General features: G+C 63.3%; 18 protein-coding genes. 4 read left to right on the top strand and 14 right to left on the bottom strand.

Translation table 11 applies throughout. The features are described from left to right. Positions 1-110: 110 nt before the first annotated feature. The 8 genes from ACQY7R_RS22170 to ACQY7R_RS22135 all read right to left on the bottom strand — a co-directional run bounded on the left by ACQY7R_RS22170 (position 111) and on the right by ACQY7R_RS22135 (position 5643). Positions 111-725: a PEP-CTERM sorting domain-containing protein gene (locus tag ACQY7R_RS22170; RefSeq protein WP_428307731.1), complete on the bottom strand. Its 615-nt coding sequence runs from the start codon at positions 723-725 to the stop codon at positions 111-113. A 33-nt stretch (positions 726-758) separates the two neighbouring features. Next, on the bottom strand, positions 759-971 hold the full coding sequence (locus ACQY7R_RS22165; RefSeq protein WP_428307730.1) for a hypothetical protein: 213 nt from the start codon (positions 969-971) through the stop codon (positions 759-761). A 61-nt stretch (positions 972-1032) separates the two neighbouring features. Beyond that, positions 1033-2190, bottom strand: coding sequence for a hypothetical protein (locus tag ACQY7R_RS22160; protein ID WP_428307729.1), 1158 nt, complete (start codon positions 2188-2190; stop codon positions 1033-1035). 50 nt (positions 2191-2240) lie between these two features. Continuing rightward, positions 2241-2654, bottom strand: coding sequence for a hypothetical protein (locus ACQY7R_RS22155; RefSeq protein ID WP_428307728.1), 414 nt, complete (start codon positions 2652-2654; stop codon positions 2241-2243). Beyond that, on the bottom strand, positions 2651-3622 hold the full coding sequence (locus tag ACQY7R_RS22150) for a DUF1559 domain-containing protein (RefSeq protein WP_428307727.1): 972 nt from the start codon (positions 3620-3622) through the stop codon (positions 2651-2653). Before ACQY7R_RS22150 ends, ACQY7R_RS22155 begins: the two co-directional genes overlap by 4 nt. 387 nt (positions 3623-4009) lie before the next feature. Beyond that, the gene (gene hemP, locus ACQY7R_RS22145; RefSeq protein WP_428307726.1) at positions 4010-4174 is read right to left on the bottom strand and encodes a hemin uptake protein HemP; all 165 of its coding nucleotides are present in this window, start codon (positions 4172-4174) and stop codon (positions 4010-4012) included. 99 nt (positions 4175-4273) lie between these two features. Continuing rightward, positions 4274-4804, bottom strand: coding sequence for a flavodoxin (locus ACQY7R_RS22140; RefSeq protein WP_428307725.1), 531 nt, complete (start codon positions 4802-4804; stop codon positions 4274-4276). An 83-nt stretch (positions 4805-4887) separates the two neighbouring features. Then, a complete protein-coding gene (locus ACQY7R_RS22135; RefSeq protein WP_428307724.1) occupies positions 4888-5643 on the bottom strand; it encodes a tetratricopeptide repeat protein in 756 nt (251 codons plus the stop codon). Positions 5644-5876: 233 nt separating this feature from the next. Between ACQY7R_RS22135 and ACQY7R_RS22130 the strand changes: the two genes are divergently transcribed. From ACQY7R_RS22130 to ACQY7R_RS22120, 3 genes are read left to right on the top strand one after another with little or no spacing between them, the layout of a single operon-like run. Then, a complete protein-coding gene (locus ACQY7R_RS22130) occupies positions 5877-6617 on the top strand; it encodes an FAD:protein FMN transferase (RefSeq protein ID WP_428307723.1) in 741 nt (246 codons plus the stop codon). Continuing rightward, complete coding sequence (locus ACQY7R_RS22125) at positions 6538-7548, top strand: DUF2271 domain-containing protein (RefSeq protein WP_428307722.1); 1011 nt, start codon at positions 6538-6540, stop codon at positions 7546-7548. The genes ACQY7R_RS22130 and ACQY7R_RS22125 overlap by 80 nt, the downstream gene beginning before the upstream one ends. Before the next feature lies 1 nt (position 7549). Next, the gene (locus ACQY7R_RS22120; protein WP_428307721.1) at positions 7550-8206 is read left to right on the top strand and encodes a PepSY-associated TM helix domain-containing protein; all 657 of its coding nucleotides are present in this window, start codon (positions 7550-7552) and stop codon (positions 8204-8206) included. Positions 8207-8303: 97 nt separating this feature from the next. On the opposite strand, the gene ACQY7R_RS22115 is transcribed toward ACQY7R_RS22120, so the two are convergent. Together ACQY7R_RS22115 and ACQY7R_RS22110 are read right to left on the bottom strand one after the other, a co-directional pair. Beyond that, positions 8304-9068, bottom strand: a complete 765-nt coding sequence (locus ACQY7R_RS22115) for an ABC transporter ATP-binding protein (protein ID WP_428307720.1) — start codon at positions 9066-9068, stop codon at positions 8304-8306. Positions 9069-9097: 29 nt separating this feature from the next. Beyond that, the gene (locus ACQY7R_RS22110; protein WP_428307719.1) at positions 9098-11908 is read right to left on the bottom strand and encodes an FtsX-like permease family protein; all 2811 of its coding nucleotides are present in this window, start codon (positions 11906-11908) and stop codon (positions 9098-9100) included. A 211-nt stretch (positions 11909-12119) separates the two neighbouring features. On the opposite strand from ACQY7R_RS22110, the gene ilvA reads away from it, so the two are divergent. Beyond that, on the top strand, positions 12120-13625 hold the full coding sequence (gene ilvA / locus ACQY7R_RS22105; RefSeq protein ID WP_428307718.1) for a threonine ammonia-lyase, biosynthetic: 1506 nt from the start codon (positions 12120-12122) through the stop codon (positions 13623-13625). A 54-nt stretch (positions 13626-13679) separates the two neighbouring features. Here the strand turns inward: ilvA and ACQY7R_RS22100 are convergent, their stop codons facing one another. From ACQY7R_RS22100 to ACQY7R_RS22085, 4 genes are all read right to left on the bottom strand, one after another. Then, complete coding sequence (locus tag ACQY7R_RS22100) at positions 13680-14093, bottom strand: hypothetical protein (RefSeq protein WP_428307717.1); 414 nt, start codon at positions 14091-14093, stop codon at positions 13680-13682. Between the two features lie 6 nt (positions 14094-14099). Then, positions 14100-15179: a DUF1559 domain-containing protein gene (locus ACQY7R_RS22095; protein ID WP_428307716.1), complete on the bottom strand. Its 1080-nt coding sequence runs from the start codon at positions 15177-15179 to the stop codon at positions 14100-14102. Between the two features lie 93 nt (positions 15180-15272). Beyond that, the gene (locus tag ACQY7R_RS22090) at positions 15273-16628 is read right to left on the bottom strand and encodes a PEP-CTERM sorting domain-containing protein (RefSeq protein ID WP_428307715.1); all 1356 of its coding nucleotides are present in this window, start codon (positions 16626-16628) and stop codon (positions 15273-15275) included. Between the two features lie 69 nt (positions 16629-16697). Then, on the bottom strand, positions 16698-17825 hold the full coding sequence (locus tag ACQY7R_RS22085) for a dockerin type I domain-containing protein (protein ID WP_428307714.1): 1128 nt from the start codon (positions 17823-17825) through the stop codon (positions 16698-16700). Between the last annotated feature and the right edge of the window lie 365 nt (positions 17826-18190).

Below are 18190 nucleotides of genomic sequence, written 5' to 3'. Positions count from 1 at the left end.
TAGTCCATCGCACAGCGATCTCAAGAGCGTACAGCCTCAGGCGAAAAACATCGCCCGGCCCCCGAGTCATCGCGGGCCGGGCGCGTTGGCTATATCGGATTCGTCGCGTACTACTTGCGTCGGCGCCGCGCCGCAAGGCAAGCCACGCCGCCACAAGCCGCCAGCGCTAGCGTGGCCGGTTCCGGCACCGCGGCGCGAGCGATCGTGTCGACTTGCGTTCCCTTGAAACTTGTTGAAGTGCCGAGAGCAGTCGCGTTCAGCGTGTAGCTCGCAACGTTGCCGGGCAGCGTCCATTCGAAGAGGTAGCCCTTCGTGTAATCGGGGCCTTCGCCGTAGCCTGCCGCGACGCCGGCGAAGAGGCCGAGGTCATGAAAGCTGCCGGTGCCGGTCGACGTCGTGAACACCGTCGGGGTCAGCCATGTCGACGTCGCGTCGTCGTAAATTTTTGTGACGTACTCGATGCCGCTGGCGAGGCCGACCGGCGTGCCGCCGAGCGGGGTCACGGTGACGGTGTTGAGATCGAGCCACTCGCCGATGCGGTCGATCGAAAGCTGCCAACGAATCGTCGTGTTGTAGCCAGCGCCGAGGTTGTAGTCAGGCACGGTGGCTGTCGGCTGGATCTTGGCGCTGAAGCTGTAGATGCCGTAGGTGCTGGTCATGAAGCCGACCGCGCTGCCGGCCTTGGCCGTGCCGTTCGGATTCGCCGGGGCGTACTGCGCCTGCAACGCGGCGAGTTCGCTGGGGCTGGTGGGGGTTTGCTACGCTTCCTTGGCGCCGTTCGCGCGATAACCGGGCGAATTGTTGGCGCCAGCGGCGGCGAAACCGTTGACCCATTCTTGATACGTCGAATTTGGTTGGCCCTGCCAGCTCGGGTCGATGAACCCGTCGTTGTAGAGGGCGGCCGGCACGCTCGAAACGAGCCCCAGCGTTAACAGCATCGCGGCAAGCGCCGCGGTCATCATCTTCTTCACGAGACGTTTCCTTTCACAGAGGTGAGAAAAACCACAGAGGTACGGAACACACAACACAAAACTATTTGCGGCTAGCCATGGCCCTTCGCGTTGCGACGCCGCGGAGCGCGACGGCGGCCAAGCCGCTGAGCCCCAACGCAAACGCGCTCGCTTCGGGAACTGCCGCGACGGCGCCGGTGCTCGAACCGTTCACGACCGGCAGCGAGGCGCCAAAATTTGCTTTCCAGTCTTCAAGCTGCTCGCTCGTGTACGTCGTTCCAACGCCGCGCTGCCAGGCGAGGAAGTCGGCGCCGTCGACGACGCCGTCGGTGTTAAAGTCGCCGGCCAGTCCAGGCTCAGTCGGCGGGCCAACGACAAAGTTCGCGAGCGAGGGTTCGCCGTTCATGCTGCCGATCGCCGTGTCGAGACGGGCCGCGCTGAAGGCGCCATGGTTGACGTTGCCGTATTGCACGCGGAAATCGCCGGTCCACTCGGGCATCCAAATCGACCAGAGGTTTTCTTGCCACGGAATTTCGCCGTGCGGACTTGGCTCGCTGATCGCTTGGAAGTTCAGTCCCCAGTGCAGAATCGAAACGCCGCCGGGAATGGGCGAACCGTCGTGGAGCGTGATCTCGATGCCCAGCGGGTCGTAGCCTTCTTCATACGTGCCGTCGGGGTTGCCAATGGCGAACATGGGACGCACGTCAGGGTTCGCAGCGGAGGAAGTTTGCAACAGCGCGAGCGTGCCGCCCGCGCGACTCCCCGTGGCGCCGCCGTAGTTGCCGGCGAGGATCGTGCCGGTGAAATCGCCGGTGTAGGCGTAGAAGTTGCCGCTGGTGGTGATGTACCCCGGCGCCGACGCGGTGATCGTGCCGCTGAACACGGGCCCGCTGCCGTCCGTTTGCAAGCCGCCGATCGCATCGACTTGCGCCGAGCGCGAATTCAAACGACGGGCATAAAGGTCCGACCACTCTTGCCGCGTCGTGTGGGCGTCGCCCAGCGTCCACAGATCGGTGGTCGAGGTGACGTCGGGCGTGCCGGCGCTCTCCACGCCAAAAACGTTGCCGGGGCCGTCGCCGAACGTCGGGATGTAGTTGTTCGGGCCGTAGCTCGGCACGGCCGAAGGCTCGGCGAAATGTTTTGAACCGTCGATCGCCGCATCGGCAGCCGTCGACAGCGCCAATAGCAGGGCCACGGCGAGCGCGACGCCGCGTAGTCGTCTAAGTGTGTGGTGATGCATGGTGGGTTCCTGCGTGTCGGTAGTCGCCAAGCTTCTGCTTCGCGGAGTCGTTAGGGGGTCGATTTCAATTCGAAGTCGAAGTCGCCGCCGCCTTGCTCGTCGACTTCCACCTGCAGCGGCGTCGACGTGGCGTACACCTCCGGCAACAGGCGGCGCGGTTCGCGTTCCGCAGCGGGCAGATCGGGATCGACGTCGGGCGGGTCATCGACGATTTGCACCTGGTAACGGCCCGGCAACAGGCCGACGTCGGCGAGCAGGCGGTAGGTTCCGTTCTTCACGAGGCAGCCGGTTTTCTTTTGCCCCTCGGCCGTCGGCACGAACAGAACTCGCGCTTCGCTGAGCGGCTGACCGTCGAGCGTGACGGCTCCTTCCACGGCGTGTTTCGTCGGACCGCCGCAACCGAGGCAACAGGCGAATGCGATCGCCAATGCAAACGTCTTTCGATGCAAGGTCGTGCAAATCACGGCGCCGCTCCCGTCTCGCCATCGTCGCGCTGCGCGAGGCGTTGGAGCGTCACGTCGGCGGTCGTTTCCGCGATGAAACGAACCGCGCCGTCGACCAGCGCCATGTTGACGCCGCCCGGATGATCGCTGCGGAACGTAACCCACTCGTCGCAGCCGGTGATCAGTCGATCGGCGTTGAATACGCCGCTGAAGCCCCCTTGGTTGGCGTTCATCGGGTAATAGTCGTACCAGAGCGGGCAGCCGTAGCCGGGGACCGTACCACCCGTTTCGACGTCGACGCCGCACAGGACCGTATCGGGCGGCGCGACCGCGGGCGGATAGATCAGCCCCGCATCCATATCGCCAAGAAGAAAGGTGTTCGAGCTGCCGTCGAGCGACGCAATCAGCGAGACGCTGGTCTTCTTCGCCAGCGAACTCTTCGGATCGACGATGGCGCCGTTGTGGTAGGTTTGTTTTGGCTGGCCGCTGCCTGTGCAGCACTTGCCGAAGTGGGGGTAGCCGCTGCCGGTGCTCATCGCGTAGCCCGACCAAGCGTAGTTCGGCTCAGCGCCAACGAAGGTCATCGAGGGGCAACGGTAGGCGGGAATCGCAGTGTTGCGGACCTGCGAGTTCTCGGCGTGGCCGATCGCTCGTTTGACGTTGTACGTGGCGAACAGCGCTTGCTGCTCCATGTACGGCAAAATCGGAATGAACGCGCTGCCGCCGGTGAACGTGCGGAGCGAACCGGAGCCGTACGACGTTTCCGTCCCGGGCAATTGCTTGTGAACGGCGTCGTGCTGATGGAGCGCGAGTGCGATCTGCTTCACGTTGTTGACGCACTGAGCGCGTCGCGACGCTTCGCGAGCGGCCTGAACCGCCGGCAGCAGCAGCGCGACAAGCAGGCCGATGATCGCGATCACCACCAGCAGTTCGACGAGCGTGAACGCACGGCGTTGCGATTGAAGCACGCAGTGCAGCGACGGACGCATCGAGCACGGGCTTCGTAGCGGTGTGCGGCCATACAGGCGCACAAATAGGCAAACCATGAGAACCAGCCAGTAACGCAAATAGCTGGAGCACGACGCCGCCTAAACTCCTCGCGATTCGGAGGAGTAGGGACGTGAGAATCCGCCAGCAAGACTATCGGAGGAACGAGTCGACCGCAGAAGACTCGTATGCTGGCGGGCGAAGAGGCGCTGGCTAGCAAGCAATGAAGTGAGATTAAATCTCAGGTATCTAAGTACCTTATTTCAGTTCGAGAGCGTCGTCAACCGTGGAGCCAGATAACTTCTCAGTTTTCAGAGACGCTCAGCCGACTCTCTTCTCTTTTTTTATGCCAATTAGCGGCAGCGTCCGCGCGGCGATGGAGCGCTCGCCTAACGCTGCAAAATCAATTTGTTGTTACGCGTTAGCAGCAGACGATAGACTTTGCCGTCGTGGTGAATGCAGGCCATTCTCTGGCCCTGAAACAGCTCCTCGGACGAAACCGAACGCGGGGCAGGGGGCGGTTCGGGACGCTCAGGCAGCGAAGGCGCGGTCATCATCATCTTTCACTGAAGTGGGAGGCCAAGGGAGAGTTCAGCCGCTGAAGATCGCGGTGCGAAACCGCGATCTTCAGCGACGATGCGTTTGCGGTGAGATTAGACTTCTGCGCCGACGTCGAAACCGAGCTCTTGCACCAGTTGCAGCAGCCACGCGTGGATGCGGTCGTCGGTCAGCCCCGGTTCGTTGTCTTCGTCGAGGCCAAGGCCGAGAAAGTGGTCGTCGTCGAACATGCCGGTCGATTCGTGGAAGTCGTAGCCGTCGGTCGGCCAGACGCCGATCAGCGAGGCGCCGCGGGACTCGACCTTCTGCCACAGTTCGCCGAGGGCGTCGAGAAAGTTGTAGGGGTAGCCGACCGCGTCGCCCATCGCGAACATGGCCACCTTCTTACCGGTAAGATCGACCTGATCGAGCTTCGGCAAGAAATCGGCCCAGTCGTCTTGCATCTCGCCGATGTTCCAGGTGGAGCAACCGAGCAGCAGGATGTCGTATTCAGCGAGCTCTGCCGGCGCGGCCTTGGCAACGTCCCGCACGGGATCGGGAATCAGCTCGCCGAGTTCCGCCTTAATCTTGTTGGCGGCCATCTCGGTGTTGCCGGTGTTGGAACCGTAGAAGATGCCAATTCGCATCGAAGATCTCCTTGTCGTCGTATGTCGGTGTGAGAAACGCGTCTTCTGCAGGGACGCGCGGTTGGCGGGATTGGTTCGTGGGTTTAGTTGTCGCTATCGGGCGAAGACCAGTCGCTGGCGAGGATGGCTAATCGTTGGCGGCAGACGTTGGCATTCGTTTCGTCGCCAACGCTGTCGAAGATCGTTTGCATGAGCGTCAGGCAACGGATGCAGCTGAACTCTTCGCAGTCGACCCCTTCAAGCAGGTAGGCGCCGGCAGCGGAGCAGCCCGATTCGTGGAGCATCCACGCCAAGCGGACGCGGTACTCGACGTTTTCGGGTTCGAGATGATGCGCACGGAACATGCTCGGCAGGATCTGCTTCACCGGCCGGCGGAGTCGTCGCATGTAATGGACGATGCCAAGATGCGGATCGGCGCGATCGGGAAAACTTTCCGCGGCGCGACGGCAAACCTGCAGCGCGAGTTCGCATTCGCCGCAGCGACCGAGTCCGGCGGCAAGCGTGGCGAGCAGATCGACGGCAAGGTCGGGCAGCGTCGCCAAGTGGCAGTAGATCGCAGAGGCCGATTCGCGGAAGCCGCCGCGATCGTAGCATTTGGCCAGCACCAACTGGGCTCGCGGCGAGAGCGGGATCAGGAGACTCGCCCGCTCGATCGCCGTGAGCGCCAGCTTGAAATCTTCCTTGGCGTAGGCGAGCGTTCCCAGCAGTTCCCACAGCCGACCGTCGTCGGGCCGCTGATCGAGATCGGCCGTGATGAGGTCGACGGCGTCATCGATGCGGTTGACGTTGAACAAGCCAACCGCTCGCTCGTACGTGTCGTCGATTGCGGAATTCGCCACGGCGAAGCCTCCAGAAATAGAGGGTAGGGGGTGTGCTGGACGCGGCCTTTTCAGCCGGCTTTCGCGGATTTGGGGCGATTCGTCGCCTCAGCCCGCCAACACACTTGATACTGACTCTCAATATCATTAACATAATGGTCGCTCGAGGGGTTTCAAGCCCGATCCTCGCATTTCCTGCAAACTCACAAACTGGCAGCGCTCGTAAGCTGCTGTTCCAGAGTTGGATTCAATCGATGATTAAGCCCTTTGCTGCTCTGACGATCGCCCTGCTAAGTTGCGCGTGCCTCCACCCGTTCGTCCACGCCGAGCGGTATGAATTCGACCACGAACACGTCCTGGGAACGTCGCTCGGCATCGTGATTTCGTGCAGCGACCTCGCTGCTGCGCAAGCCGCGGAGACCCGCGCCCTCGCGGAGATCGATCGGCTGGCGCTCATTTTCAGCACCTACAACGCGGAGAGCGAACTGAGCCGCTGGCAACAAACCTCGGGCTCGGCGACCGCCGTTTCGAGCGAACTGCTCGAAGTGCTCGCGGCAAGCGATCGCTGGCGCGAGGCGAGCGGCGGCGCCTTTCAGCCGGGCGTTGAAGCGCTCAGTCGCGTGTGGCGCGAAGCGGCGAAACTCGACCGCGCTCCGTCGGCCGCCACGCTTGAAGCGGCCGCGAAGCTCGCGAACGAAACGCACTGGAATCTCGACGTGGCCCACGGCACGGCAACGCGGCTCTCGGCGACGCCGCTTTCGCTCGACGGCATCGCCAAAGGTTTTATTACCGAACGAGCGCTCGCCGCGGCGATGGCCTCGCCTGATGTTGCGGGAGCGCTGCTCAACATCGGCGGCGACATGCGCGTCGCGGGCGACGTCACGGAAACGATTCGCATCGCCGATCCGCGGCAGCATGCCGTCAACGCCCCGCCGATCGCCGTGGTTCGCCAATCGAGCCATCGCGACGAGCGGCGACTACCGCCGCGGTTTTGAAGTGGAAGGGGTTTGGCACTCGCACATTATCGACCCGCGTTCCGGCAGCCCGGCCGTTGCTGCGGCGAGCGCCACCGTGATCGCCGCCAACTCGACCGACGCCGACGCCCTCGCGACGCTCTGCAACATCCTGCCGGCGGAGGAAGCGCTTGCGCTGGTTGAGTCGACGCCTGGCGCTGCAGCGCTGATCGTCACCGCCGATCGCCAGCAATTCAGCACGGCGAACTGGCGTTCGTTCGAAACGGCGACGCCGGTCGTGTTCGCTTCCGCCGAAGTCGAAACGCCGGCAGCCGCAACAAACGAAACGGAAGACACAGCAAAGAAATCCACGCCGTCACCGACTACTGCAACGGAGGATGGTGCCAAGAAACCGACGACCGAATCGCCGGAGACAACCAAAACTCCTGCAGAAAAGCCCGCCGAATCTGAAACAGAACTGCTCGAACTCGTCGTCGACTTCGAAATCAATCGCCCCAGCGGCCGCCGGCTGCGCCGCCCCTATGTCGCCGTCTGGCTGGAGAACGCCGATGGCTTCGCGGTAAAAACGGCCGTTCTGTGGCTCCAAACCGAACGCCCCGGCCCGCGGTGGCACCGCGATTTGTCGCGGTGGTATCGTAACGAGGGAAATCGCAAGCTCGTCGATCTCACACCGCTGGTCGGCACGATCGCCTCCGCGACGCGCGGGCCCGGCAAGTACCAGGCGCTGTTCGACGGCACGAGCGACGAGGGGACGCCGCTCAAGCCGGGGAAGTACACGCTGTTCATCGAGGCGGCTCGCGAGCACGGGACCTATCAGTTGATTCGCCACGAGATGGCGCTCGGCAGCGAGCCGATCGCCGCAACGAAGCTAGAAGGCAATGTTGAAATCAAGTCCGCCTCCGTCGCCTACCGACCAAAGCCCGCCGCCCCCGCACCAGCCGCCAAAAAATAGAGTGACGCTGCGGCGCGTCGACTCGGGCGCCATCGTCAATCAGCGGAATCGCTCGAAGCAGTTCGCGGGGGCGATGCGGTGGCTGCACGTCTACTTGTCGATGTTCGCATTCGCGTCGCTCATCTTCTTCGGCGTCACCGGCGTTACGCTCAACCATCCCGATTGGTTTGGCGCCGATATGGAGCGAGTGAGCGAACGGCAGGGAACGCTCGATCGCAAGTGGCTTGGCGAGGGGAGCGAAGAATCAGCCGCTGAGGAGTCGAATGTCGACAAGTTGGCGATCGTCGAATTTTTGCGAGCTGAGCAAGGCGTCCGCGGCGCGCTGGGCGAGTTTCAAGTCGACGAGTACGAGTGCGTCGTCATGTTCAAGGCGCCGGGGTACATCGCCGACGTGATCATCGACCGCGCGACGGCGGAGTTTACCGTCACCGAAGCGAGCTACGGGCTCGTTGCGGTGATGAACGACTTGCACAAGGGACGCGACGCAGGGCCGGCATGGTCGCTGATCATCGACGTCGTGTCGGTGCTGACGGTGTTGCTGTCGATCACCGGGTTCGTGCTGATTTTTTACCTGCGGAAGATGCGCTTCGGCGGACTTGGCGCGGCGCTCGCGGGCGGAGTAATCGTGCTGGCCGTCGCGGCGTACGTGACCTTCTAGCCCCTGGCTCCGCCAGGGGGTTGCACCACGTAGGGCGACGTCCAGCGAAAGAGAGGCCGACCCCCTGGCGGAGCCAGGGGCTATGGAAATGCGAAGCTCACGCAGGGCCGTCCACCGCATGAAAACAGCGGGTGGCAAGCTGCTCCACCGAGCCAACCTCGCTGCGCTGAAACTGATCCGAAATCCGCCCGTCGGCCAGCACGATGATGCGATCGGCATAGGCGGCGACCATCGGCTCGTGCGTCACGACGGCCACCGCGCGGCCGTCAGCGGTGGCGACTTGCCGCAGGAGTTTGCACACAGCGAGCACATTCTTGCGATCGAGATTGCCGGTCGGTTCGTCGGCGAGGACGACCTGCGGATTGCTCACAAGCGCGCGGGCAATCGCGACGCGTTGCTGCTCGCCGCCAGAGAGCAGCGGCGGACGGCGTTTGGCGAACGACTCCATGCCGACGGCGGCGAGTCGCTCGGCCGCGACCGCACGGGCGTGCGACCGTCGACTGCCCGCCAACAACAGCGGCAAGGCGACGTTATCGAGAACGCTCATCGTCGGCATCAGATTGTACGCTTGAAACACGACGCCGATCCGCTCGCGACGGAGCGCGGTGATTCGTGCATCGGACGCGGCGGCGACGTCGACCCCGTCGAGGCGGATGCTGCCGCTGTCGGGGCGAATCAATCCGGCGAGCAAGTGAAGCAACGTCGTCTTGCCCGAGCCAGATGCACCCATGATCGCCAGGATCTCTCCCGGCAGCAGGTCGACGTCGATGCCGGCGACGGCATGCACGGCGGCCGTACCGCTGCCATACGCTTTGCGAAGGCCAGCGGCGGTGAGAACTGGTTGCGTGGCAGTAGTCGTCATGGGGCGTTTAGCAAATGCAGAGCGAATGTTCAGCGGAGGTTAGCGGCGCCCGACATGAGCGTGGCAGGCGGCGTACGGCTCACGCGCCACGCGGCAAGCAGCGCCGCAAGGCCGCAGATGATGAGCGTGAGCAGGGCGCCGGGCCAGAGCCATGCCCAAGGAATCGTCAGTTCCGCGTTGATGCCGGAGAAATCGAGCCGATAGCCGACAACGTTAGCGACCTCGAGCATCAGCCACGCGCCGCCGGTGCCAACGAACGCCGCAACGGGGATCGCCGCCAGCCCTAGCAGCAGGCTCTCGGCGAGGGCGAGCCGTGCGAGCCCCATCCGCGTGAGGCCACAGCTGCGCAGCACGCCGAGTTCGCGCGAGCGCGCTCGCAGCGAAACGACGAGCGTGCCGCTCACCGTAGAGAGACTGAGGGCGAGCGCGAGCAGCGGGGCCACAGCCATCCGCTTGACGGCGCCGCCCCCCCAATCGCCGACGAGTTCGAAGCGGGTGCGATCGAGATCGTCGACCTGCGCGATCCGCTGGTTGGCGACCACCGCCGGGCCGCCGTCGGGTTGAAATTCGATTGGCCGCTGCAAATCGACCGCAGCGGCGAGGGCCGCTTCGAGCGCCTCGCGCTCACGGTTCGACGCATCGTAGGCTTCATCCCGCGGCAGATCGCCGCGGAAGAGGTTCGGCTGGCCGGCGCCGTTCACCAGCGATCCGCCGAGCAAGAAGTTGGCGTAAGCGACAGGAAAATCATGCCGCACCGTGTCGGCGGAGAGGACGACCATCACGCGATGCTTCTCGCCGCGAAGGCGAACCTTGTTGAGCTTCGTCGCCATCCGCCAACCCCGGAGTTCGACGACGGCAGCGACCTTGTATTTGCGCTCCGCACGGCCATCGCCGCCGGGGACGGCGACGGCTACTTCGTCGCCCGGTTTGATGCCGGCGCTCGCGGCGTACCAATCGCTGATGAGGCACGCCTCGCCCTTGGCGACCTCTTCGATCGCTTCCGTCCGATCGCCGGCGATGAACTCGAAGGGGAGGGCGGTCGGCGCCGTGCCAAATGCGAGCGACGCATCGACGCCCATCACCAGCGTCGGCGCCTGGTCGTTACCGGCGAGTCGCGTGTCGACGAGCGTTAGCGGCTGAAAATCCTTCAATAGCGGCGCGGCAAGAGCTTGCTGAGTCTCAACCTCGGTGAGTCCGTACGGATGGATCGACGCGAGCCACCGCGGAATCTCGCGATCGATGACGAACGCACCGATCATCGAGGCGCCCCAGCAGAGGATCCAGAAGAAGCCGCCGAGGCCAACCGCCATCGCGACGACCGAGCCGGCGCTGCGGGCGCCGTCGGCGGCGAGTTGATCGGCAAGCACGAGCGGGTTGGTCCATGTGAGCCACGCAACCGGCCGCACGAACAGGCGTTCGACGAGACGAACGGCGAGCGGCGTCAGGCAGATCGCGGCGAGGGCGACCATCGGGACGCCGACCCACGCGGCGAACTGCGCCCGCACGAGCGAACTCGCGGGGATGAGTAGGACGACGCCGACGGCAGCGACGGCGATGATCACGCCCAACGCTGCAGTTCGAGAAGCGAACTTGGCCGCCCGCTCGGCATCGCCGCTGAAGGCCGCCATCTCTTCGGGCCGCGTCCGCGCGGCAACGAACGCGGGGAGCGCGCTGCCAGCCAGCACGCCAAACAAAATCACGACGCCGGTGATCGCGACGCTCATCGCATCGGGCCCGGCAGGCGGCTTCAAGAATGGCAGCAACATGCCAACGCCGGTCATCATCGCCCACGACAGCACGACGGCGGCCGCCAAGCCGGCGGCGGCTAACAGCGCTCCCTCGGCAAGCACCGCGGCGAGCAACGTGCCACGGCTGGCCCCGATTGAACGGAGCAGCGTCAGTTGCGAGGCCCGTTCGCGAACGCCGTTCCCTTGAACGCCGAGTGCGATGCACACGACGCACGCAGCCGCAAGCATCACAGCGCTCATGACGGCCAAACGGGCGGACTCGATCGTGGGATTGTCGAGCCCCGCCTGGCGGATTGTTTCGACGTCCCAAATTTCAACGTGACCTGGAAGCGCCGCGACGCGCTCCGACCAATCGTCGATGAACGCCTGACGATCGTCGGCTTTGCGGAGCGTCACTCGGACATCGGAAGGCGCGAGCGGGTGACCGGCGAGACGTTCGGCGGCGGCTTTACTGATTTGCCGCGCCATGAACCGTAATCCTTGAGGCGTCGCGACATGTCCCATGTCGCCTTCGCATGTGCCGACGATGCGCGCGACGTGAACGCCGGTATCGCTCTCGAGCCGGCGCCAGGCGCCAATCTTCTGCCGCCAGATCGCGGGGGAGACGACCTCGATCACGTCGACCGCATCGGGGTCGGGCCAGCGGCCTTCGAGCAGTTTGCCGCGCGGCCCGTCGTCGTCCCAAGCGAGATAGCTGTCGCGTCGACCAGGAATCCAGCCCCCCATGCCGCCGTCGTCGAGACTGTAGAACGTCGGCACGTCGAGTTCGCCCGTCTCGGTCCCGGGCATGTCGACGGCCCGCACCGAGACGGCGGTTTCAATGCCCGCGACACGCGGATCGTCGCGCAGCTCGGCGACGAACGACTCGTCGATGAACGGCGAGATCGTGTCGGTCGCGGCGAGGTGCAACTCGATGTCGCTAAGCAGCGACTCGGCGGCTCGCGGCGCCTGCTGACGCATCGCTTCGCGTCCCACCAGCGCCGCTAGCAGCACACTACCGGCGAGGCCGATCGCGAGACTCGCCGCAATAATGCGCCCACGATGGGCGGCAACGCTAGCTCGCAGTAGGATCGGGAGGGCGGAGTAGGACATGGGAGCTGTTGCGAAAACGGCATGCGAAACAAGCACGCAACACCGTGGGCGAAGGTAAAGCCTGAACACCTTGAGAATAGTCGACTCGCCACCGACAGCCCAGGCGTCGCACAGCGCGACGCGCGGTGTCGACAGATTCGCCACCGGCCGGCGACGATCATGTTAAACTAATCTCTCCAGCCGCAGCCACACCGCAATCACGCCCCGCTCGATGGACTATCTGAAACGCATCCTCAACGCCCGCGTCTACGACGTGGCCAAAGAGACTCCGCTCCAACTCGCCCGCAAACTCTCCGAGCGGATCGTCAATCGCGTCTGGCTGAAACGCGAAGAGACGCAGCCGATCTACAGCTTCAAGCTCCGCGGCGCCTACAACAAAATGGCCCGGCTGTCGGCGGAGGAGTTGGCCCGCGGCGTCATCTGCGCGTCGGCCGGCAACCATGCCCAAGGGGTCGCGCTCAGCGCCGCGACGCTCGGGTGCGAAGCGACGATCGTGATGCCGGTGACGACGCCGAAGTTAAAGCGCGACGCCGTCGCCGCGCTCGGCGGCAAAGTCGTTCTCCATGGCGACAGCTACAGCGACGCCTATGCGAAGGCTCGCGAACTCGGCGATGCGCACGGCTACGTGTTCGTTCACCCCTTCGACGACCCCGACGTCATCGCGGGGCAGGGGACGATCGGCATGGAAATCTTGCGGCAGCGGCAAGGCGAAATCCACGCCGTGTTCGTCGCCATCGGCGGCGGCGGACTCATCTCCGGCGTCGCCGCCTACATCAAAGCGGTGCGACCGGAGATCAAAATCATCGGCGTGCAAATGAGCGACTCCGACGCCATGCTTCGCTCGGTGCGAGCGGGCAAGCGGGTGGAGCTAGCCGACGTCGGCCTGTTCAGCGACGGCACGGCGGTAAAGCTCGTCGGCGAAGAAACTTTCCGCCTCACGCGCGAGCTCGTCGATGACTTCGTCGTCGTCGACACCGACGCCGTTTGCGCGGCAATCAAAGACGCCTTCGAAGACACCCGTCGCGTGCTCGAGCCAGCCGGCGCCATGGGAATTGCGGGACTGAAAAGCTACGCCGCCCAGCATGGCCTGCGAGACAAAACGCTCGTCGCCGTCACCTGCGGGGCGAATCTCAACTTCGATCGCCTGCGCTTCATCGCCGAGCGTGCCGAAACGGGCGAGGAGCGCGAAGCCCTCTTCGCCGTGAGCATTCCCGAAGAGCGCGGCAGCTTCAAACGCCTTTGCCAAGCGGTCGGCGATCGCAACGTCACCGAATTCAATTATCGCATCTCCGAACAGCACGCTGCTCATGTGCTCGTCGGCGTGACGACGGCGAGCCGCGCCGACGCGGAGTCGATTCGCCAAGCGTTCGAAGCGGAGCGGTTCAGCGCGATCGATCTCGTCGACGACGACCTCGCGAAGGAACATCTGAGGTATATGGTCGGGGGCCGTAGCGAACTGGCCGCGAACGAACGGCTCTATCGCTTTCAGTTTCCGGAGCGGCCCGGTGCGCTCATGCGGTTTCTTACCAGCATGCACCCGAATTGGAATATCTCGCTATTCCATTACCGCAACCAGGGCGCCGACTACGGCCGCATCCTCGTGGGCATCCAGTCGCCAGACGGCGATGCGGAGGCCTTTCGCGGATTCATCGACTCGCTCGGTTACCCCTACGTCGATGAGACGAACAACCGGGCCTATCAATTGTTCTTGCGGTAGAACAAGGCGCGGCGAAGCAGGGCAGCGACGACGCACTCGACGCGCGACGCGACTTCAGCGGTTGTGGCTCGGAGGATTCGCGAGGGATCCCTTGAACCGTTGGGCCTTCGGCTTCTTGAGTTCGCGTTGCAGCCACTCCACGTCGCGATCGCCTGGTTCGATCGCGAGCGCCGCCGTGCAATCGTCGAGGGCCGCTTGGTCGTTGCCGAGTTGTTCGTGCAGTTTCGCCCGTTCGAACAGCGACCACGTCGAGGGTTCTGCGTCGACCGATGCGGTGAACAGCTTGAGCGCCTCCTCGCGGTTGCCCGTCTTCAGCTGAGCTTGGGCATCGATGAACAGCTGGTTGGCATTGGAGACGGGTGCTTGCTCGCCGCTGCACCCTAAACATGCGAGCAATGCGGCGACAAGCGTCAGGGCCTGCCAGTGCGGCTGCGGCGAGCGCTGAGCCGTGCAAGACAAACGAATCATCAGCTTCTACTGAGTGGGGTTGGGGGGAAGCACCGTTTCAGAGTCGCGCGTCGCCAGGTCGCGCCAAACGATGGGGTCGACGTCGTCGTTCACCACCGCGGCCGAACCGTCGCAATGGGCAATTTGCGTCATGCCCGGGTGGGTGCTGCCGAAAGCCAACTGGAATTTCTGGCAAGCTTCGGTGCCCGAATTCGAACCGGTGCAAACTTCGGTGCCGAGGAGCCCTTGCTGGAAGTTGGGCGGAACGGCGGTCGAGCCGAGACACTCCGAAGGATCGCGAGCCGCGGGGGGGCCGCCGGAGCCGTCGATGTCGTCGCTGCCAATCACCCAATGATCTTTCTTGCCGCCCACATCAGCTTCTCTCCTGGTGGCGGCCGACTGGCCTTCGACGTCATGCACGGCTTCACCGACGATCATCGTGTTCGACGTGCCGTCGAGAACGTTTTTGATGGCGACCTTGCTGAGGGCGAACAGGACGCCATCGAGTTCGGCCATGTACGCGTTATTCACGCCGCGCGGGGTGTTTTGAGTCAACAAGAAACCAGTCGCACTCCCAATGTAGGAGGCGGGCGAGCGCTTCATGACGATCCAGTTATAAGTGGAGACGTCGGACTGCGCCTCGGGCAACCCTGCCGACGGGCACCGAAAGACCTGGAAAGGCATCTCGCAAAGCAGGATGTTGCGCGACGTCGGATCATTCCCAATCGTGGCAGAGTCGTAGGGACCAGAGCTAGCCCAGTTGAAGTTACCGCCTGCGCCTTCGCCAAGTTTCGAGATGCTAACGGCGCCATTCTGCTCCAAGTACGGCAGCAGGGGGTACGACCACATCGATCCTTCGCCGCTCGCAGCCCCCATCGGGAAGTAACCTTTGGCATCGTGATGCATCTGCATCGCAAGGCCAATTTGTTTGAGATTGTTCTGACAGGTCGACCGCCGCGCGGCTTCGCGGGCGGCCTGAACCGCCGGCAGGAGCAGCGCGACCAGCACGCCGATAATGGCGATCACCACCAGCAACTCGACAAGCGTGAAGCCAGCGACGCGTGAACGTCGTCGACCGCGCTCGCGAAAAGATGCGCAGCTTCTCATTGTTCCGTTCCTCAACTCTGCCTGTTCTCTAAATCCGCGAATCTGTTCTGAGCTCTGTTCGTTCTCAGCACACTCTTCGTTCCACGCGAGCCGCTAGCGACGGCGTTTCAGCGCGAATCCGGCTACGCCCAATCCGACGAGCGCGATCGACGATGGTTCGGGGACGGCGGCGACGGCGAACGAGGTGACGTAGCGCACATTCCCGCGGACCAGTTGACCGGGCGTCTTCGGAATCGCCGAGTTGCCGAACTCGCTTTTCCAAATGGCCAAGTCGGCGGCGTTGACGAGCTGATCGGTGTTGGCGTTACCGCTCGCCTTCGTGGCGCCGGCGCCGACAGTTCCGTTACCCCGTTGCCAGGCGAGGAAGTCGGAGCCGTCGACGACGCCGTTGCCGTTGAAGTCGGCAGTGCGGCTATTCGTCGCTTGGGCGTACTGGAAGTTCAAATCTTGCGGATCGCCGACCGAGAAGGCGGCGCCCAGATTGAGCGTGCCCGCGGCGGCGAGTTGGCTGTTGCCCGTGAGGAACGATTCGCCGATCGCCCCGTCATCGGCGGCGCCCGCTTTCTCCCAGCCGTTGCCGGTGCCGTTGCCAGCGGGGAAGCCGGCGAGGTTTTGAGTTTGCAGACTGTTCCAGGCCGCCTTGTTCAGCGAATCGGCGGCACTCGTGATCTGGTAGTAATCGAGCGAAACCGGCTGACCCGTTTGATTGACGATCCGCGTTGCGCCGCTCGTCGTATTCACTTCCAGGGTGAGGATCGTCACGTCCGCCGAGAGCGCTGCGTCGTCGAACGTCACATCGGCGCCGCCGTAGAAGCCGACGCCGATCGGCTGTCCGAGTTCCGGGCTGTCAGAGTAAACGGTGTGGCTGATGCTGACTTTCTGCCACAACGCTTTACTCAGCGCAGCCGAAGAGCCGACGGGACGAATGGGGTAATCGCCCGTGTTCGTGCTAAATTTCTTGAACGTCAGAGATGTCTCTTCCGCGAACGGCTGCGAGCCGTTGAACAAGTAGAGGAATGAACGCGCCTCGTCAAATTCTACGGTTGTCAGGGAGTGGCCCTGAGCATAAATCGAGAAGGTGTAAGTCTTGCCCGCTTCAAAGACATTCGAGACCTTCTGCATGTTGTAGCCGAATCGGCCATGCATCGCCTGAACGCCGGTACGCGGAGCGCCACGCAACGTCGCCCCCTCGGCGTACGTAGCGTCGTAGATCCAGTTTCCGTCGCCGTCGTCCTGTCCTTCCAGATCCAAATTGTCGATCCACGCGCTCGTGGGGCGATAGAGATCGGAGTACGCATAGTGCGCCGCCGGGCCCGACTGCGGGACGACGTACGCCTCGAAGCTCGGGTCGCCGAGCGGAATGTCCACGGCCTGAGCTTGCGAAGGAGCCCACAGCCCCGCGGCAATCAGCGAAACGCCCACAGTTCTACGCCAGTTGGTTATTTTCATCGAAGCGACTCAGCACGAGGTCTGTTTTGAAGTGAAGCCAGAAATGACGAAGCGGCGTTGGTCGATGAGTTACTTTTTGCGATTGCGAACCAGCAGGCCGACGCCCGCGAGTGCGGCAAGCAGCGCCGCCGAAGGTTCCGGAACGGCCGCCACCATGGCGACGAACGCCCCGGCGCCGTTCGATGCGTCGTACGACGTCTTGAAGATCAGGAAGTCGGCGTGATTGTTCTGCCCGTCGCCGTTGAGATCGCCCAGAAAGTACGACTGCGAAACGGGCATCGACGTCAGATCGGCCAGCTGATTGGTGCGCAGAATGTTCCAATCGAGCGCGTTGAGCGTGAAATCGCCGTTCAAATCGCCGGGGCCGATTTTCGTGAGCGAAGCATCGTCGACAGCCCCATCCAAAAACGCTTGGAACGCCACGCCGATCGGCTTGCCGACTTCCGGCGAACCAGGCAGCACGAGATGGCTAATGCTGATCTTCTGCCAAGCGGCCTGGCTCTGAGCGGCCGTCGCGCCGTTGGGACGATTGACGAAGTTGCCCGGGTGCGTTTGCGCGCCATCCGGCGGAATCGGCTCCGACGGCGCGAACCGATCGTGCGGGAAGTAAGTGAAGCTCGGCGAGATCGGGTTGTATTCGTCTTCGTTGTACGTCAGCGAGTTCTCGCCGGTGACTTCATAGTCTTCGCCGTTCGGGCCGATGTCGTTCCCGTAGAGCGAAGCGTCGTAAATGTTGAGAAAGATGCGCGACTGCCAGCCATAGGGAGGGCCGAGCAGCTGCGAGTCGTTGTCGCCTTGGGCGTAGACCGAGAAGGTGTAGGTGGCGCCCGCTTCGAACGTCGTCGCCAACTTTTGACCGGTCATATGGCCGCGGCCATGCATGGCTTGCGTACCGGTGCGCGGGGCAGGGCGTTTCGTCACCGCGCCAGCTTCGGCGTAACTGGCGCTATAGATCCAGTTACTGCCGCTCGGCCCGGCGTTCTGATAGTTGTCCGCCCCCGGGCGACCAATCCATGCGCTCGTGGGGACGTACTTATTGGAGTAGGCGTAGCCGCCAGCCCCAGGCGTCGTGAGGACGTAGGCCTCGAAACTAGGATCTGCCAGGGGAATGTTGATCGCTTGTGCGTGCTCCGGAGCGAGCATGCCGCACGCGACCAACGAGGCGCCGAGAACCTTGTACCATTGGGAGAGTTTCATAGATGCGACCCCAGTTAAAGTACTTTCACTGGTTCCTAAATTTTTTGCGAAGAACAGATTCGGGGAGTGAGCCGCCTGCGAGGAGCAGGAGGAGGGAGCTGATTAGCAGTCAAAAGGAAAGCGAACTTGCGGTCGTTTCGAAAAGATCACGCGTCGGGAGAGTGCCGCCGAATTGTTGCGAATGCCTGAAAATTGCGGAAATTTAGGACGCAACGCCGCTGAACAATTGAAAAGGCCGCCAAGCCTACTGGCTATTTTACTTACGACTTACCGAATCGTCCCTGTTCTTGACCGCAAAAAAACTGTGATTTTTCACAGGCCTTCGCGGGGGCAAAAACTAGTCCCCAAAAACTGCCGCCGAGGAA

This window comes from Lacipirellula sp., assembly GCF_965279485.1.
In the GTDB taxonomy this organism is placed as follows: domain Bacteria; phylum Planctomycetota; class Planctomycetia; order Pirellulales; family Lacipirellulaceae; genus Lacipirellula.
This window is presented reverse-complemented; position numbering and strand designations above follow the sequence as displayed.

What these genes read in the sequence shown, in the direction of transcription:
- ACQY7R_RS22160 (WP_428307729.1), bottom strand. Translation starts at nt 2,190, where the DNA reads ATGCATCACCACACACTTAGACGACTACGCGGCGTCGCGCTCGCCGTG.
- ACQY7R_RS22150 (WP_428307727.1), bottom strand. Translation starts at nt 3,622, where the DNA reads ATGCGTCCGTCGCTGCACTGCGTGCTTCAATCGCAACGCCGTGCGTTC.
- hemP (WP_428307726.1), bottom strand. Translation starts at nt 4,174, where the DNA reads ATGACCGCGCCTTCGCTGCCTGAGCGTCCCGAACCGCCCCCTGCCCCG.
- ACQY7R_RS22140 (WP_428307725.1), bottom strand. Translation starts at nt 4,804, where the DNA reads ATGCGAATTGGCATCTTCTACGGTTCCAACACCGGCAACACCGAGATG.
- ACQY7R_RS22130 (WP_428307723.1), top strand. Translation starts at nt 5,877, where the DNA reads ATGATTAAGCCCTTTGCTGCTCTGACGATCGCCCTGCTAAGTTGCGCG.
- ACQY7R_RS22125 (WP_428307722.1), top strand. Translation starts at nt 6,538, where the DNA reads ATGCCGTCAACGCCCCGCCGATCGCCGTGGTTCGCCAATCGAGCCATC.
- ACQY7R_RS22115 (WP_428307720.1), bottom strand. Translation starts at nt 9,068, where the DNA reads ATGACGACTACTGCCACGCAACCAGTTCTCACCGCCGCTGGCCTTCGC.
- ACQY7R_RS22110 (WP_428307719.1), bottom strand. Translation starts at nt 11,908, where the DNA reads ATGTCCTACTCCGCCCTCCCGATCCTACTGCGAGCTAGCGTTGCCGCC.
- ilvA (WP_428307718.1), top strand. Translation starts at nt 12,120, where the DNA reads ATGGACTATCTGAAACGCATCCTCAACGCCCGCGTCTACGACGTGGCC.
- ACQY7R_RS22100 (WP_428307717.1), bottom strand. Translation starts at nt 14,093, where the DNA reads ATGATTCGTTTGTCTTGCACGGCTCAGCGCTCGCCGCAGCCGCACTGG.
- ACQY7R_RS22095 (WP_428307716.1), bottom strand. Translation starts at nt 15,179, where the DNA reads ATGAGAAGCTGCGCATCTTTTCGCGAGCGCGGTCGACGACGTTCACGC.
- ACQY7R_RS22090 (WP_428307715.1), bottom strand. Translation starts at nt 16,628, where the DNA reads ATGAAAATAACCAACTGGCGTAGAACTGTGGGCGTTTCGCTGATTGCC.
- ACQY7R_RS22085 (WP_428307714.1), bottom strand. Translation starts at nt 17,825, where the DNA reads ATGAAACTCTCCCAATGGTACAAGGTTCTCGGCGCCTCGTTGGTCGCG.